Source organism: Lysinibacillus sp. G1-3 (assembly GCF_056322905.1).
Genome location: NZ_JBWHYQ010000015.1, coordinates 129,437 through 146,436 on the forward strand (window position 1 = coordinate 129,437; position 17,000 = coordinate 146,436).

Annotated in this window: 16 protein-coding genes; 13 read left to right on the forward strand and 3 right to left on the reverse strand. The window is 36.0% G+C overall.

The window, feature by feature from the left end:
- Positions 1-19 precede the first annotated feature (19 nt).
- The 3 genes from ACVYAD_RS16980 to gltC form a co-directional block, all read right to left on the reverse strand.
- Complete coding sequence (locus ACVYAD_RS16980; protein WP_476427253.1) at positions 20-703, reverse strand: sensor histidine kinase; 684 nt, start codon at positions 701-703, stop codon at positions 20-22.
- 599 nt (positions 704-1,302) lie between these two features.
- Entirely contained in the window at positions 1,303-2,013 is a 711-nt protein-coding gene (locus ACVYAD_RS16985; RefSeq protein WP_476427254.1) for a LytR/AlgR family response regulator transcription factor, read from the reverse strand.
- A 403-nt stretch (positions 2,014-2,416) separates the two neighbouring features.
- Complete coding sequence (gltC, locus tag ACVYAD_RS16990) at positions 2,417-3,319, reverse strand: glutamate biosynthesis transcriptional regulator GltC (protein WP_349661353.1); 903 nt, start codon at positions 3,317-3,319, stop codon at positions 2,417-2,419.
- A 768-nt stretch (positions 3,320-4,087) separates the two neighbouring features.
- Between gltC and sufC the strand changes: the two genes are divergently transcribed.
- The 13 genes from sufC to yunB all read left to right on the forward strand — a co-directional run bounded on the left by sufC (position 4,088) and on the right by yunB (position 16,934).
- The gene (sufC, locus tag ACVYAD_RS16995; RefSeq protein ID WP_476427255.1) at positions 4,088-4,867 is read left to right on the forward strand and encodes a Fe-S cluster assembly ATPase SufC; all 780 of its coding nucleotides are present in this window, start codon (positions 4,088-4,090) and stop codon (positions 4,865-4,867) included.
- A gap of 18 nt (positions 4,868-4,885) precedes the next feature.
- The gene (gene sufD / locus ACVYAD_RS17000; RefSeq protein ID WP_349661352.1) at positions 4,886-6,193 is read left to right on the forward strand and encodes a Fe-S cluster assembly protein SufD; all 1,308 of its coding nucleotides are present in this window, start codon (positions 4,886-4,888) and stop codon (positions 6,191-6,193) included.
- Positions 6,193-7,422 (forward strand): cysteine desulfurase, encoded by a 1,230-nt coding sequence (locus tag ACVYAD_RS17005; protein WP_079561482.1) that lies wholly within the window; start codon positions 6,193-6,195, stop codon positions 7,420-7,422. Before sufD ends, ACVYAD_RS17005 begins: the two co-directional genes overlap by 1 nt.
- Entirely contained in the window at positions 7,412-7,840 is a 429-nt protein-coding gene (gene sufU / locus ACVYAD_RS17010) for a Fe-S cluster assembly sulfur transfer protein SufU (protein ID WP_349661351.1), read from the forward strand. Before ACVYAD_RS17005 ends, sufU begins: the two co-directional genes overlap by 11 nt.
- 103 nt (positions 7,841-7,943) lie before the next feature.
- Complete coding sequence (gene sufB / locus ACVYAD_RS17015; protein WP_031417705.1) at positions 7,944-9,341, forward strand: Fe-S cluster assembly protein SufB; 1,398 nt, start codon at positions 7,944-7,946, stop codon at positions 9,339-9,341.
- Positions 9,342-9,621: 280 nt separating this feature from the next.
- Complete coding sequence (locus ACVYAD_RS17020) at positions 9,622-10,059, forward strand: Rrf2 family transcriptional regulator (RefSeq protein WP_349661371.1); 438 nt, start codon at positions 9,622-9,624, stop codon at positions 10,057-10,059.
- Between the two features lie 81 nt (positions 10,060-10,140).
- Positions 10,141-10,740 carry a DsbA family oxidoreductase gene (locus ACVYAD_RS17025; protein WP_349661349.1) on the forward strand — a complete coding sequence of 200 codons (600 nt, stop codon included), beginning with the start codon at positions 10,141-10,143 and terminating at the stop codon, positions 10,738-10,740.
- Between the two features lie 97 nt (positions 10,741-10,837).
- Positions 10,838-11,440, forward strand: a complete 603-nt coding sequence (locus ACVYAD_RS17030; RefSeq protein WP_476427257.1) for a nitroreductase family protein — start codon at positions 10,838-10,840, stop codon at positions 11,438-11,440.
- Between the two features lie 358 nt (positions 11,441-11,798).
- The gene (locus ACVYAD_RS17035; protein ID WP_349661347.1) at positions 11,799-12,656 is read left to right on the forward strand and encodes a DUF72 domain-containing protein; all 858 of its coding nucleotides are present in this window, start codon (positions 11,799-11,801) and stop codon (positions 12,654-12,656) included.
- Positions 12,656-13,477 (forward strand): sulfite exporter TauE/SafE family protein, encoded by an 822-nt coding sequence (locus ACVYAD_RS17040; protein ID WP_349661346.1) that lies wholly within the window; start codon positions 12,656-12,658, stop codon positions 13,475-13,477. The genes ACVYAD_RS17035 and ACVYAD_RS17040 overlap by 1 nt, the downstream gene beginning before the upstream one ends.
- Before the next feature lie 114 nt (positions 13,478-13,591).
- On the forward strand, positions 13,592-14,959 hold the full coding sequence (locus tag ACVYAD_RS17045) for a bifunctional metallophosphatase/5'-nucleotidase (protein WP_476427259.1): 1,368 nt from the start codon (positions 13,592-13,594) through the stop codon (positions 14,957-14,959).
- A gap of 38 nt (positions 14,960-14,997) precedes the next feature.
- The gene (locus tag ACVYAD_RS17050; RefSeq protein WP_476427260.1) at positions 14,998-16,107 is read left to right on the forward strand and encodes an HD-GYP domain-containing protein; all 1,110 of its coding nucleotides are present in this window, start codon (positions 14,998-15,000) and stop codon (positions 16,105-16,107) included.
- A gap of 23 nt (positions 16,108-16,130) precedes the next feature.
- Positions 16,131-16,934: a sporulation protein YunB gene (gene yunB / locus ACVYAD_RS17055; RefSeq protein WP_349661343.1), complete on the forward strand. Its 804-nt coding sequence runs from the start codon at positions 16,131-16,133 to the stop codon at positions 16,932-16,934.
- The last annotated feature ends 66 nt before the right edge of the window (positions 16,935-17,000 follow it).

Genomic DNA, 17,000 nt, shown 5'->3' on the forward strand with positions numbered 1-17,000 from the left:
TGGTGGATTAGCAAACCGGTTAAGAGATATCAAAAAGTACAATACTTACGAAGTACTTCTTGTTTTCAATCCAATGCTTATATAGACCACCATTCTTATTAACTAAAGCATTTATACTTCTAACACCTATTCCTTCATATTGGCGATTTCTTCTGGATTTAGTTTCTAATGGATCGAAAGTATTAGATATATCAATCAAAAGGTTTTCATTGAACTGTTTAATTACTAGTAATATCTCTTTGTCTTCACTTTTTTTTATTCTAAAGCAAGCTTCTAATGCATTGTCGACTAAGTTTCCAATTATTATTGCAAGAATATCGTTATCAATACTAACTTTTTCAGATAGAAAGATTTTAACTTTGAAATCGATTTGTTCCTTTTTGGCAATTGAGATTTTTTCATTCAATAAATAATTTAGTACACTGTCGTTAGTGTAAAAATTTGAATGTTGGTTTAATCCTTCAATGGAACTCATCAAATAATTTTTTGCTTCTACTGTATCTTTTCGATCTAGCAGACCCAATAAAACAAGATACTGATTCTTTAAATCATGTTTTATGGCTTTGATATTTAGTTGATTTTTTTTAACTTCTTCAATATATTTTATTTCTGATTCAAGTGCTTTTTTTTGGAGTGAAATATGGTTTATTTTTTTTAAGTGTGTGATTAGACTCTTATACAAATACAAAACAACTATGTTCATACATAGAATACCTGATGCTACAGAAAACTCGATTAGTTGTGAGTCAATGTTGATGTTTATCTCGGAAACTAAAAAGCCTAGCAAAACAATTATCGAAATAATAGGGATTGAAATTAGAGCTACTAAAGCAGAATTATTAATGGATTGAAAAAGATTGTCTTTTTTTAGAAATAAGATTTTAATTCCAGAAAAAATTAGTATTCCAATAATCGTAGTAAAACTAGTAGTAATAAGAATGAAAATAGTATTAGAATAATAGGTAGTTGATGAGAATAACTTTTTGAATAATGAAAGTGACAGAGATTCACATATGAAATTAATGGATAATAGTATGATTGTCCAAAAAATAGTTTCTTTAATTGGAACATCATGTTGTTTAGCAATTATCAATATCAATGAAACTGTTAGCATGATATTAACGAAGGGCAAAAAAGTTTCATTTATAATGAAGGAACTTCCTACAGTCAGGAAAAGAAGTAGGATAATTAACAAATTTAGTTTTCTAAACAATTTTCGGGACGGTGACCAGCTTGAGAAAAAAAAGTTAAGTAAGAAGATATAAGTTACAATGCTTAGTAGTCGGATAAATAGGTTGATTATCATACTATGTCCCTTAATTTCATTAGTATTTTATCTCGAGCGGTTTCTTTATATTTTCTACTCAAAGGTACTTCGATAGAGTTATTATTATCTTTTTTTAATATAAGAAAATTATTCCCTATTTCTTTTATATATTTTACATTAACTATAAAAGACGTGTGTACTTGAACAAAACAGTCATTAAGTTTAGGTAGAATTGTAGTGGTAGACATGTTAGAGACATACACTTTATTTAACGTATGAATAATAACTTGGCGACGATTTTTCTCGAAATAAACAAGCTCATTTAATTTGAGGCTATAGGTTTTTTTATTATAGGAAAAAATGAACCTTTCTTCTCCAACATCTAGATATCTTATTACTCTATCTAAAACTGGAAATAAGTTCTCCTTAGTTACAGGTTTGATTATGTAGTCAAAGGTTTGTACCTTAAAGACATCCTCCATATATTCTCTGTAATTAGTTAAAAATATAATAGGAACATTTAAATTGTTTTTGCGAATTATTTCAGCAAGATCAATACCTGTAGTATTAGGAAATTCGATATCTAAAATAAATAAATCAAATTCAGTTTTTTTCATATGTTTGATTAGATTTTGAGGAAAATAGAAAACACTGGCCTCAAATAATTTTTGATTGTATTGTATTAAAAGTTCTTCTACTGCATCTGCCATTTGGGGTATGTCATCACATATAGCTGTCTTAATCATAAATATCCCTCCAATTTCTATTATACAGTTTTCTGAATTTTTAAACAATGCAAGGCGTGTTGAATAGCGAAAATCATATAGTAGATTTTTGATAAATCAGCGGTGTAGAAACCAAAATTTCTATATATGTGTTTGCCATTCTCGTGGCAGAGAAGCATAAAGAAACAGGCGTGTAAAATCTGTGAATGATAGGGCTTTGGAGTGACGGATAGGATAGCAAAAGTCGTGGATAGAAATATCAAAGCGACGGAAAGAACTGCTAGAGCGACGGAAAGAACCACCAGAACGACGGATAGGATTATCAAAGTGACGGAAAGTACTGCTAGAATGACGGATAAAATCGCTAGTGACGGAAAGAACCATCTAAACCCAAAAAAAAATCGCCACATACGGCGATTTTTTTTTATTGGAATTGAGAAAGTCGTGAAAAGAAATTGGTAACGAAGTCTAAAAATATTTTTTCTGATGGAGCAATTTCGCGGTTTACAGGTGAAATAATACCGACTGTTCTTGGAATTGTAGGTGATTTAATCGGTACCTTTACTGTGAAACGAGCGGCTGAATCATATAGGGAGCTTTCTGGTAATAAGCTAACCCCAATGCCCGCAGCGACAAGACCTTTTAGTGCATCTAAGTCCTCACCCTCAGAGATGATGTTTGGTAAGAAGCCGGCAGCGCGACAGGCATCCATAGCTACTTTATGTAGTATATAGCCATCTGGGAATAATACAAATAAATCATTACGTAAATCAGCAAGTTGAATACTTTCTTTTTTGGCTAATGGATGTTTTGCTGGCAGTAATGCAGCGATATTTTCAGTAAATAATATGGTTGAACGAATTGTTTCGTCCTTCGGTGGAAGTGGACCTAAAAAAGCTAAATTTAACTCGCGGTTTTTGACTGCATCGATTAAAAAACGATAAGAACCTTGACGGAGTTGGAATTGCAAATCTGGATATTCACGCTTAAAGGCAGAAATAACAGTTGGCAATACATAACTAGCTAAGCTTGTTGGAAAGCCGATTTTTATCGTACCTTTAGCAGGATCTAAATATTCTTCAACTTGCTTAGCGGCAAAATCAATGGCTTTTAAAGCAGTAATGGTGTGCTCGAGAAATGTTTTTCCAATCGGTGTTAATTTAACATTGCGTCCTACACGTTCAAAAAGTGGTGTGCCTAATTCATCTTCTAAATTAGCAATTTGTCGGCTTATTGCAGATTGAGCAACATGAAGATGTTCGGCAGCCTCTGATATGTGTTCGCGTTCAGCAACTTCAACAAAATATCGTAATTGACGTAACTCCACTAGATATTCACCTCTATTAATCGAAAAATACGATTGATTATTCTTCAATTATATACTATTTAAGATGAAATTTTACCGTAAATAAACAAATGTTAGCTAGCGAGCTTTATATAGAAGGAGATGCTCAGAAACTTCATTGGAGCTCAAGAAGAAAAGTAAAAATGAAAAAGAGAATTAAAGAAATTGCATTATCTTCAATTGTTAATTTTGGCTATCATCAAAGTTTAGGATGATATCTGAAAAATATGTTAAATGAATAGGCTGATTGAGTGGAGGCTGGATGCCCCTAGGTAGCTCTGCTCTGCGCGAAAGCGAAGCGTCAGCAACAAAGCCCCCAGCCGGAACGGAAATCATCCCCCGCGTTATGATGGTAAATCTTTTTTTACGAACTAGAACTCTATAAATTTCTTTCCCTTATTTGATTCTATTCTAATAAAAAAGGTTATAGTATTGGTACTGTTCTTTATACATTTCTGTCACAAAACCGCTACAATTAGCGATTCCTGAGGGGTTTCCACTATGTAGCTAGATGAAATCCATTCTCAATTAGGTTTATTTTATTGAAAATACGGGGAGTTGATTCTCATTGTCAATAACGATTAGCAATATTTTGAAAATGCTTACAAACTCTTTGTTTTTAAGGATTGTTTCAAAGAAAAGTGAAAGTGATTGAAATGGTTTGCATAGAGAACGATTTTCAGTTAAGATTAGAATGATGATAATTAAGGGATGGTTCACCATTCACTGAACACACTATGGAGGTATTTTATGTCAACTTTAGTTATTAAAGATCTTCACGTTGAAATCGACGGGAAAGAGATTTTAAAAGGCGTAAATCTTACGATCAATACAAATGAAATTCATGCAATCATGGGACCAAACGGAACTGGTAAATCAACACTAGCTTCTGCAATTATGGGTCACCCTAAATATGAAGTAACTTCTGGTACAGTTGAGCTTGATGGCGAAAATGTACTTGAAATGGAAGTAGACGAGCGTGCTCAAGCAGGTTTATTCCTAGCTATGCAATATCCTTCTGAAATCGCTGGTGTAACAAATGCTGACTTCTTACGTTCAGCTATCAATGCACGTCGTGAAGAGGGCGATGAAATTTCTCTAATGAAATTTATCCGTGAATTAGATAAAAACATGGAATTCCTTGAAATGAATGAAGATATGGCACAACGTTATTTAAATGAAGGTTTCTCTGGCGGTGAGAAAAAACGTAACGAAATTCTTCAATTAATGATGATTAAACCAACTTTCGCAATTTTAGATGAAATTGACTCTGGTCTTGATATTGACGCGCTTAAAGTTGTTTCAAAAGGAATCAATGCAATGCGTGGAGAAGGCTTCGGCTGCTTAATGATCACTCACTATCAACGTCTACTTAACTACATTACACCAGACCATGTACACGTAATGATGCAAGGCCGTGTTGTTAAATCAGGTGGCGAAGAGTTAGCACAACGTTTAGAAGCGGAAGGCTATGACTGGATTAAAAAAGAATTAGGTATCGAAGAAGAAACAGAAGAACACGAAGCATAAGAGGGAGGACGAACTAGCATGACAGTGGAACTTAACTTGCCTGTAACAGTACAGGACGTGCGCTCGTTCTCAGAAGCAAAGGGAGAACCGGCTTGGTTTACTGAGCTTCGCGCGGCAGCACTAGACAAAGCAACTGGTTTAGATATGCCAAAACCAGACAGAACAAATATTACAAAATGGGATTTCTTAAATTTCCCAACTCATACAGTTGACAGTGAAGGATTTGCTTCACTTGATGCTTTACCAGAAGAAGCGAAAGGTTTAATTGATCTTGAAGCACAAGAAAACCTTTATGTTCAACGCAATAATACACCAGCTTTCATTAAAACATCACAAGAATTAGCTGATAAAGGTGTTATTTTTACAGATATCTTAACGGCGGTTCGTGAACACGGTGACCTTGTTAAAAAGTACTTCATGACAGAAGCTGTTAAAGTTGATGAGCATAAATTAACTGCGCTTCATGCGGCACTTGTTAACGGTGGTGTATTCGTATACGTACCGAAAAATGTAATTATTGAACAGCCACTTCAAGTTATCTTCTTAAACGATAACGCAGAAGCTTCATTATATAACCACGTGTTAGTTGTAGCTGAAGCAAATTCAGCGGTAACATATGTTGAAACATATATTTCAACAGTTGAAGAAGCAAAAGGTCAAGCAAATATTATTGCTGAAGTAGTAGTTCAAGACAATGCACAAGTTACTTACGGTGCGGTTGATGTACTTGCGAAAGGATATACTACTTATGTAAATCGTCGTGGACGTCTAGCTCGTGATGCGAAAGTAGATTGGGCTCTTGGCTTAATGAATGACTCAGATACTATTTCTGAAAACATTACACATCTAATCGGTGACGGTTCTAATGCTGATACAAAAACAGTCGTTGTTGGTCGCGGTGAACAAAAACTTAACTTCACTACTGAAGTTCGTCACTGGGGTAAGAACTCAAATGGTCATATCTTAAAGCATGGTGTAATGAAAGATGCGGCACAATCAATCTTTAACGGTATTGGCTACATCGAACACGGTGCGACAAAAGCGGATGCACAACAAGAATCACGTGTGTTAATGCTTTCTGAAAAAGCTCGTGGCGATGCAAACCCGATTCTATTAATCGATGAAGACGATGTAACAGCAGGACACGCAGCATCTGTTGGCCGAGTTGATCCACTACAACTTTACTACTTAATGAGTCGTGGTATCTCGAAAGCAGAAGCAGAGCGCCTTGTTATCCATGGATTCCTTGCGCCAGTTGTTACGCAATTACCAATCGAAGGCGTTCAAAAGCAACTGACGGAGGTTATTGAAAGGAAAGTTCGCTAATGATGAATAAAGACATTAAAAGCTATTTCCCAATTTTAAATCAGGAAGTAAACGGTCATAAACTTGTTTACCTTGATAGCGCAGCCACTTCTCAAAAACCTATTCAAGTAATTGAAGCGATGAAGCATTATTATGAATTCGATAATTCCAATGTTCACCGTGGTGTGCATACATTAGGTAATCGTGCTACTGACAAGTATGAAGGGGCACGTGAAAAGGTTCGTAATTTTATTAATGCTACTTCAACACAAGAAATTATTTTTACTCGCGGTACTACAACTGCTTTAAATACAGTAGCAGCAAGTTATGGTCGTGCTAATGTGGCTGATGGTGATGAAATTGTCATTACCCACATGGAGCACCATTCCAATATTATTCCTTGGCAACAGCTTGCAAAGGAAAAAAATGCAACACTGAAATATATTGAGCTTGAAGCAGATGGCACACTTAATCTAGAAAAGGTTCGTGCGACAATTACACCTAAAACAAAGATTGTGTCGGTGTCGATGGCGTCAAACGTACTAGGAACGATTAACCCAATTAAAGAAATCGCTCAAATTGCGCATGCTAATGGTGCGGTAATGGTAGCGGATGCTGCACAAGCAGCACCACATATGAAAATCGATGTACAGGATTTGGATGTAGATTTCTTAGGGTTCTCAGGTCATAAAATGTGCGGACCAACTGGAATAGGTGTACTATATGGTAAAAAAGAACACCTTGAAAAGATGGAGCCAATTGAATTTGGTGGCGAAATGATTGACTTTGTTGGACTTCATGAGTCGACGTGGAAAGAATTACCGTGGAAATTTGAAGGCGGAACTCCTATTATTGCAGGTGCAATAGGTTTAGGAGCTGCTATTGATTTCTTAACTGAAATTGGGCTAGATAAAATTGCGGAGCACGAGCATAAGCTTGCAGGCTACGCGATGGATCAGCTTGAAACAATTGACGGACTTAAAATTTTTGGCCCACGTGACCCGATGAAGCGATGTGGCCTTGTAACGTTTAACCTAGACGATGTACATCCACATGATGTGGCAACGGTTCTTGATATGAGCGGTATTGCTGTTCGTGCAGGACATCATTGCGCGCAGCCACTAATGAAATGTCTTCAACAAGTAGCGACAGCGCGTGCAAGCTTCTATCTGTACAACACAGAAGAAGATATTGACCGCCTAGTGGCAGGGTTACGTTCTGCGAAGGAGTATTTTGGCGATGTCTTTTAATAATTTAGATCAACTATATCGTTCAGTCATTATGGATCACTATAAAAATCCTCGTAATAAAGGATCTATAGAAAACGATGCTGTAACGATTGATATGAACAACCCGACTTGTGGAGACCGTATTCACTTAACGCTAAAAGTGACTGACGGTATTGTCGAGGATGCGAAGTTTGATGGCGAAGGCTGTTCAATTTCGATGTCTTCTGCATCCATGATGACGCAGCTCATCAAAGGTAAAAAAATTGATGAAGCATTAGAGCTTGCTGATATTTTTTCTAAAATGATGATGGGTGAAGACTATAGCGATAAATATGACCTTGAGGATGTTGAGGCACTACAAGGTGTTTCTCAATTCCCTGCACGTATTAAATGTGCAACATTAGCTTGGAAAGCGATGGAAAAAGGTGTTAAGGAATAAATAAATCCTAATTTCAAGTGAAAGCATTATTTGTGCTTTCACTTGAAGTAAGGTTATTGAGCATTAAACAAAATAACAATTATTTATGAACGGAGGAGAAAAGATGGCTAAAAAAATGCCTGATATTGGCGATTACAAATACGGATTCCATGACAAGGACGTATCAATTTTCCGTTCAAAACGTGGTTTAACTGAAGAAATCGTCCGTGAAATTTCTAATATGAAACAAGAGCCAGAGTGGATGCTTGAGTACCGCTTAAAAGCACTTGAAACTTTCTATACAAAACCAATGCCGCAATGGGGTGGCGACCTAGGAGATTTAGATTTTGATGAAATTACGTATTACGTAAAACCATCAGAAGCTACACAAAAATCTTGGGATGAAGTACCTGATGAAATTAAAGCTACTTTTGATAAATTAGGTATTCCAGAAGCAGAGCAAAAATACCTTGCAGGTGTATCTGCTCAGTACGAATCTGAGGTTGTTTATCACAACATGAAACAAGACCTTGAAGATCTTGGTATTGTGTTCAAAGATACTGACTCAGCTTTACGTGAAAACGAAGATATTTTCAAACAATACTGGGGCAAAGTAATTCCTTACACTGACAACAAATTTGCTGCACTAAACTCAGCAGTTTGGTCAGGTGGATCATTCATCTATGTACCACCAGGTGTAAAAGTGGAAACGCCATTACAAGCTTACTTCCGTATTAACTCTGAAAACATGGGTCAATTCGAACGTACGTTAATTATTGTAGATGAAGGCGCACACGTACACTATGTTGAAGGTTGTACAGCTCCTGTTTACACAACAAACTCTTTACACTCAGCAGTAGTAGAAATTGTTGTACGTAAAGATGCATACTGCCGTTATACAACTATTCAAAACTGGGCAAACAACGTTTACAACCTAGTAACAAAACGTACAGTTGTTGAAGAAAACGGTACAATGGAATGGATCGACGGTAACATCGGTTCTAAGTTAACAATGAAGTACCCAGCTTGTATCCTTAAAGGTGAAGGCGCTCGTGGTATGACATTATCAATCGCATTAGCAGGTAAAGGTCAACACCAACACGCAGGTGCGAAAATGATTCATATGGCACCAAACACATCTTCAACAATCGTTTCTAAATCGATTGCCAAACAAGGTGGTAAGGTAACATATATGGGTCAAGTTCGTTTCGGCCCTAAAGCAAGTGGTGCACGTGCTAATATCGAATGTGATACGTTAATCATGGACAACCAATCTACTTCAGATACAATTCCATACAACGAAATCTTAAATGATAATGTTTCTTTAGAGCATGAAGCGAAAGTTTCAAAAGTATCAGAGGAACAATTATTCTACTTAATGTCTCGTGGTATTTCTGAAGAAGAAGCGACAGAAATGATCGTAATGGGCTTCATCGAGCCATTCACAAAAGAATTACCAATGGAATACGCAGTAGAAATGAACCGCCTAATCAAGTTCGAGATGGAAGGTTCAATCGGATAAAACTTTTAAAACCCGCCACAACATGTTTGTGGCGGGTTTTTCCATCTTTGAAAAAATTAGAAGAGCTATAGCGACGGATAGAGCTTTGCTTGGATATGTCGTTCTGATGGATCAAGATGACAATATAGAGTTTGAGCCTTTTATTCAACAGCTCAGCGTATTTGTGAATCTAATCCGATTTATCAAATTAGCAATCGAGGGCGAGTTTTTATATTTTTTATAAAATAGTTGACTTATTTTTAAGTTGTAACTATAATGGTTACAGCTGGAGGTGATGAAGATTAAAATTAGCAGTCGTTTTACAATCGCTGTGCATATTTTATCAATCATCAAACAAAATCCATCGACCATTTGCACATCGGAATTTATGGCGGAAAGCGTAAATACAAATCCGGTAGTAATTAGGAAAATAGTGTCCTATCTTAAAAAGGCAGGTATAGTGCAAGTGCGCCGTGGAACAGGAGGAGCTTCTTTGATCAAAGATTTGGATGCTCTTACTTTGCTAGAGGTTTTTCGTTCAGTAGAAGTTGTAGAAGAAGATCGGTTATTTCATTTACATGAAAATCCAAATCCTGATTGTCCTATAGGTGCCAATATACAGGCTGTATTAGAGCTAATTTTAGTGCAAGCACAAGAAGCTATGGAGCAAGTATTAGCCAATATTACTATGGAGCATGTAATTACATCTTTAATCCGTGAGGTGCAACAATCACAATAAATGCATTCCTGAATGCATTATTTATTTGACTTAGTTGTAACTAAAATGGTTACAACTAAAAGAGAAAGGGAGGTTTAAGTGGTGACTCTTAAAATAAAAGCATATTCGGATTTTATTTGTCCTTTCTGTTTTTTAGGGAAAGGGCCATTAGATGAAATTGCAAAAGAAAAGAATATTGAAATAGAGTGGATGCCATTTGAGTTAAGACCTGAACCATATCCGAAAATTGACCCTTGGAAAGAGCCGGCTAAATTAGGATCATGGGATTCCTATATTCTCCCTACAGCCAAAAAGCTAGGGATTGATATGCGATTACCGCGTGTATCGCCACATCCTTATACAAATTTAGCTTTTGAAGGATATCAATTTGCTAAGGTGCTTGGAAAGGGAAATGAATTTCATCATAGAATTTTCACAGCGTTTTTCCAAGAAGAACAAAATATTGAGGATGTAGAAGTGTTAACTCGATTAGCGAATGAGGTAGGTTTACCTGCAGAAGAATTCAAAGAAGCTTTACGTTCAGGTAAATATCGGGAAGCTCATCAAGAAGCTTTAAAGCATGCTTATGAAGAGGCGAATATTACTGCCGTTCCTACCTTAATTATTGGTGATGAAATGATCCAAGGATTAGCTAGTAAAGAAAGACTAGCACAAGTGATCGATCAGCAATTAAAAAAGTAGGTTATGTAAATGATTTAAACAGTAGTATATAAATTAAAGCTACTTGTAAAAATCTGTGTAGATAAATGAATCTTATTAAAATTTGGAGGAATTACAAATGTCAGTAACAACAACTAATTTAAAAGAAGCGATTATTAATCGTCGTTCAATCCGTAAGGTGAAAAAGAACGAAGCAATTACAAAAGAAAAAATTGAAGAGCTATTAAAAATTAGTGTACATGCACCGTCTTCATTTAATATGCAAAGTGGACGTGTAGTAGTTTTAATGGATAATGAACACGAAAAGTTTTGGAACATTGTCAAAGAAACATTACGTGCACGTGTGCCAGCAGAAAATTTTACAGCGACTGAAGAACGCTTACAAGGCTTTAAAGATGGCGTAGGGACAATTTTGTTCTTTGAAGACCAAGCAACAATCAAACGAATGCAAGAAAACGCGCCTTCTTATAAAGAGCAATTCCCATTCTGGTCACATCAAGGAAATGCAATGTTACAATACGCAACATGGATGTCTTTAACTACTGAAGGGATCGGCGCATCTATTCAGCACTATAATCCAATTATTGACGAGGAAGTTAAAGAAACTTGGAATATTCCTGCAGAATGGAGTCTTGTAGCTCAAATGCCATTTGGTGAACCAAATGAACAACCAGGAGAAAAAACTTCTTTACCTTTTGAAGATGTAGTGAAGTTTTATTAATTAAAAATCTAACTACAATTAAACCCCATTAAGTGGACACGGTTCACTTAATGGGGTTTCTAACATATTAGTTAAATGAAAACTCGTATCCTACATAGTTAAAAGCATTGGAAAACCCTGTATTTTCTGCTACAGCGATGGATGCCCAGGATGCTCTGCGCGAAAGCAAAGCGTCAGCAACATAGCCCCCAGCAGGAACGGAAATCAACCCTACGTTTTGCTGATAATCCTATATTTTATCGTATATGTAAATTATGGTAATGTACATATTTACCTTATTTAAGAACTATGATTTTTTTACGATACGTTTAATTAGAAGGTGTATGCTATGATAAATATACATGAAGGAGGGAGTCACATGATTATAGTTGGATTAACTGGTTGGGGTGATCATCCTTCACTTTATAGTGGAGTGACTGCCTCAAAGGACAAATTATTCGATTATACAGGTCATTTTTTAACGGTAGAGGTAGATACCTCTTTTTATGCTATACCTTCTAAAGAGAATGTTCGGAAATGGTGTGAGGATACACCCGGAAATTTCCGTTTTGTTGTGAAGGCTTATCAAGGAATGACTGGTCATTTACGTGGCGACATACCGTTTGAATCGAAGAATGACATGTTTAATGCCTTTATCGATTGTGTCAATGAATTTAAACGTCATGGGAAGCTAGCGATGGTATTGGCACAATTCCCACCGTGGTTTGATTGTCAGACTAAAAATGTACAATATTTATTGTATATTAGGCAGCAGCTTAAAGGCTTTGACGTAGCTATTGAGTTTCGCAATCGAACATGGTATGCGGACAATGTAGTGCAGCAAACAATGGATTTTTTACGAGAGCATCAATTCATTCATACAATTTGTGATGAACCGCAGGCTGGCGTAGGCTCAGTACCTTTTTATCCTACGGTTACTGCAACAAAGGCACTTGTACGTATTCATGGACGTAACATTCATGGATGGCGCAATACTGGGAATGCCGAAAACTGGCGGAAAGTTCGCTTTTTATATGATTATAATAGGGAAGAGTTACAGCAGATGGGACAGCATATAAAACATCTCCAATCAGAAGTGCAGGACCTATATGTATTATTTAATAATAACTCAGGGCTTCATGCCGCTAAAAATGCAAAAGAGTTACAAGGAATTTTAGCGATTAGTGATGTAGGGTTAGCGCCTAAACAATTAAACATGTTTGAAGGGGAACTATAATGGAATTTTTTCTTTTAATTATTATTGCATTATTATCTGGGGTAATTGGCTCATTGGTTGGGCTTGGCGGAGGAGTTGTCTTAGTTCCAGCAACATTATTCGTTGGGTTAAATCTAGGGATGATTCCAGATATCACTCCTCAAAAAGTGGTTGGATTATCTGTTGTCATGATGATTTTCACAGGACTTGCTTCTACACTAAGTTATATGAAATCTAAAACAGTAGATTACAAAAGTGGTTGGATTTTTTTTATAGGGAGTATTCCGGGCACAATGTTGGGCGCATGGGTAAATAAGGGGCTAGATTTACCATCATTTAATTTATATTTTGGTATTTTACTTATTATTTTAGCGACGATATTACTTGTACGTGATAAATTGAAACCAGTAGAATGGTTTGTAAAAAACGGTATGCAACGAGAGTTCGAAGATCAAGAAGGAAATACCTATGTATATGGGTATCCAATTTGGTTTGCCATTGCATTAACGTTTTGTATTGGCTTTGCCTCAGGGTTATTTGGTATCGGTGGAGGCTCGATGATTGTGCCTGCAATGATTATTTTATTTTTATTCCCACCACATGTAGCAGTGGCAACATCGATGTTCCTAGTATTTTTATCGTCGCTTGTTAATTCAGCGAGTCATATTTATTTAGGAAATGTGCCTTGGCTTTATACGATTCCTGTTATTCCAGGAGCTTATATTGGAGCAAAGCTAGGGGCAGCATTAAATAAAAGAATTAAATCAGATACGCTTGTAGTAGCACTTCGAGTTATTTTATTATTATTAGGAATTCGTTCTATTATCGAAGGATTATTGTAATGTTGATATTTATCAATCGATTTTACATTGACGTTAAGGTCCGAAGAGTATAGGTGACTTTGATAGCAAGTCTTTTACAGACATAGAAGCTATTTTAAAGAAGAGGTGGCTTAATTGCTAGAAAAAATTCATATTTTTCATACGAATGATTTGCATAGTCATTTTAAATATTGGCCACGAATGCAAAGTCATGTGAAAGAAATGCGTACTAGACTTACAAACATGGGAGAGACAAGCTATTTATTTGATGTCGGCGATCATTTAGATCGTTCAAATATTTATACAGAAGCAACAGTTGGTAAGGGCAATGTGAAGTTATTAAATGAAGCGGGCTACGATGTTGTGACAATCGGTAATAATGAAGGTATAACATTGTCCCATGAGGAGCTGTATCATTTATATGATGGAGCAGCTTTTGACGTAGTAGTTGCTAATGTAAATGCTTCACATGGAACAAATCCAGCGTGGATGAAGCCGTATGTTATATTAACAACTGCTTATGGCACAAAGATTGCAGTTATTGCAGCAACGGCTATGTTTGAAATTTATTATAAGGAATTAAACTGGGAGATTGAAGAGGCACGAAACTCACTTATTCACTTGTCCTATCAGCTTCGTAAAGAAGTAGATATTATAGTCTGTTTGTCGCATTTAGGGATAACAGAGGATGAACTTTTAGCTGAGGAATGCCCAGAAATAGATGTTATATTCGGCTCACATACACATCATGTTCTCCCGAATGGAAAGCTGGTTAATGGGGTTTTATTAACTGGTGGGGGGAAATTTGGTCAATATACAGGCCATCTTGTGTTAGAATATGACAAAAGTATGAGGAAAATTGTTGAAAAAAAGGATTTCTTAATTCATAATAAAGATTTGCCTACGGTTAAAAATGAACATGAAATCGTTCAGTTTTTAGAAGATGAGGGCAAACGATTACTCGATAAGCCAGTATTCACTACAGAAAAATCGTACAACAAAGAATGGTTCCATTATTCGCAATTATCCGATTTGTTCGCGCGGGCTATTTTAGAGAAAAGTGGAGCGGATTGTGCGTTATTTAACGCGGGTATTTTTTTAGATGGTTTACCTAAGGGAACAGTGACGGCACTTGATTTGCATAGAATATTCCCACATCCTATAAATTTATGTACGATTGAATTATCGGTTGCTGAAATGAAAGAAATTTTCCAGCAATCTAAAAATGAAGAATGGCCTTATATTGAGCTAAAAGGATTAGGATTTAGAGGCGTAATCTTTGGGAAGATGTTAACGTATGGCTTTTCAATGAATGAAGATCGCCAATTACTGATCAATGGGAAGCTTGCAGATAACGATCGAATTTATAAATTAGTTACGCTTGATTTATTTACGTTTGGTTATTTTTATCCAAGCTTTAAATATGCTAAGAAAAAATATATTCTACCAGAATTTTTAAGAAATATTATGATAGATTATGGGCAAAGATTCTTTAAGCACTAATAGATAAAACGCTTTTAGAATGGATTGGGGAAAAGGTCATGCGGTTAATTTCAATCGATGTATTAAAAGAAGGAATGGTCTTAGCAAGAACCATTTGGAACGAGGCGGGACACCCTCTTTTAAAAAAAGATGTAGTTATTAATGAACGTATCATACAAAGACTTCAACAATTAAATACGCATTATTTGTATATTGACGATAAAATTTCTGAGGGTATTGAAGTAGAGGAAACAGTCCCAACTGTTGTTCGAAATAAAACGATTTCAACCATTAAAAATTCTTTCCAATCAATCGATGGTTTAAGTCCAGTAAATGCCTCTTATGTGCTTGACCAACAATCAAAGGCAATTCTCTCAATTGTAGATGAGTTACTATCGGTAGTTAGTGGCAATGATGAAATTTTAACAATACTAACAGATGCGTATTTATTTGATGAATATTTATATCAACACTCCTTTCAAGTCACTCTTTATTCGATAGCGATTGCTAAAGAGCTTGGTTACTCAGCCGAAGATTTACGTATAATTGGAATTGGCGCTTTGTTACATGACATAGGGAAGCTGATGGTACCAAAAGAGATTTTGACAAAACCTGGGCGCCTAACGTTTGACGAGTTTGAAACGATGAAGCAGCATACTCGATATGGGTTTGATTTGTTACGTAATTTACATTCCATATCATTGATTGTTGCACATTGTGCCTTCCAACATCACGAACGGATTGATGGGAGTGGCTATCCACGGGGTTTAGTTGATTTTGAAATCCATCCGTTTGCCAAAATTATTGGTGTAGCTGACGTCTTTGATGCAGTGACGACAAGCCGTGTATATCGTGAAAAAATGCTACCTTCTCAAGGCCTAGCAATTGTAGAAGCTGGTTCTGGAACTATATATGATGTACGTGTTGTCAATGCATTGAAAAAGTCTGTGGTCCATTATCCTAAAGGTGTTATTTTAAAATTATCTGACGGCCGTCGAGGTATCGTATCAAGACAAAATACATTGGATCCAGCAATGCCCTGGATTCGTATTTTTGAAGAGCAAAATCAAATATTAGCAGCTACATATGAAATTAATTTAGTGGACTACCCAAACCTAATCATTGAAAGTGTTGAAGCGGATTACGTTGTCCCATCGAAAATCGAATAAAAATCTTTTCCTGTTCATACGTTATGGAACAGGAGGAGATTTTTTTGTTTTTCCCTCGAAAAAGGATGAAATTACGATCATATAATCAGCATAGTAACTATAGAAAAAGGGGAAAAAAACGCTTGAATCGTATACCCCTTTTAATTGTAAGCGTTATTGTTGGTATTTTTTTATTTATTTATTTTTTGAATGAACGGCTTATGCCAACTTACTTAGAATATGCCGAAATACAAACGAATAAGATTGCATCCTATGTTGTAAGTAATGCCACATCAAATGTTTTAGATATTAATGATGTTCTTGTAGAAGTATCCCCTGGCAACAACTCTGATTTGAAAATTAATACTGAAGTAATTAATCGAGTTCGTGCCGAAACGGTAAAGCAAGTAAAAATGAATTTAGAGCAGGCTGAGGAAGGAGACTTGGCCAACTTACCAAATCTTGATAATGTTGAATACGATTTTAACAAGATAAAAGAAGGCAATGGAGTCGTTTTTTATGTACCTATTAGCCAGGCTGCTAATATCCCTTTACTCGGGAATTTAGGGCCTAAAATTCCGGTACGCTTTCACGTAGTTGGAAATGTGCATAGTGAAGTTACTTCTTCAATAACGGAGTATGGTATTAATAGTGCATTTGTTCAGGTAGGAATTCATTTAGAGGTAAATGTACAAATTATTGTCCCTTTTGCTAGTAAAACAGCTACAGTATCTCAGGATATTCCGGTGGCAATGGGTTTAACGAAGGGGCAAGTGCCAAATGTTTATTCAAGTGGTGATTCAGCAACACAGCCGTCCCTTGAAATACCAGTGCCTTTTAATGAATAGAAATGTTGCTGTGATAGTTGTTGGAGTTCATATATTATGTTACATTGACAACAGTGAAGATAGTTA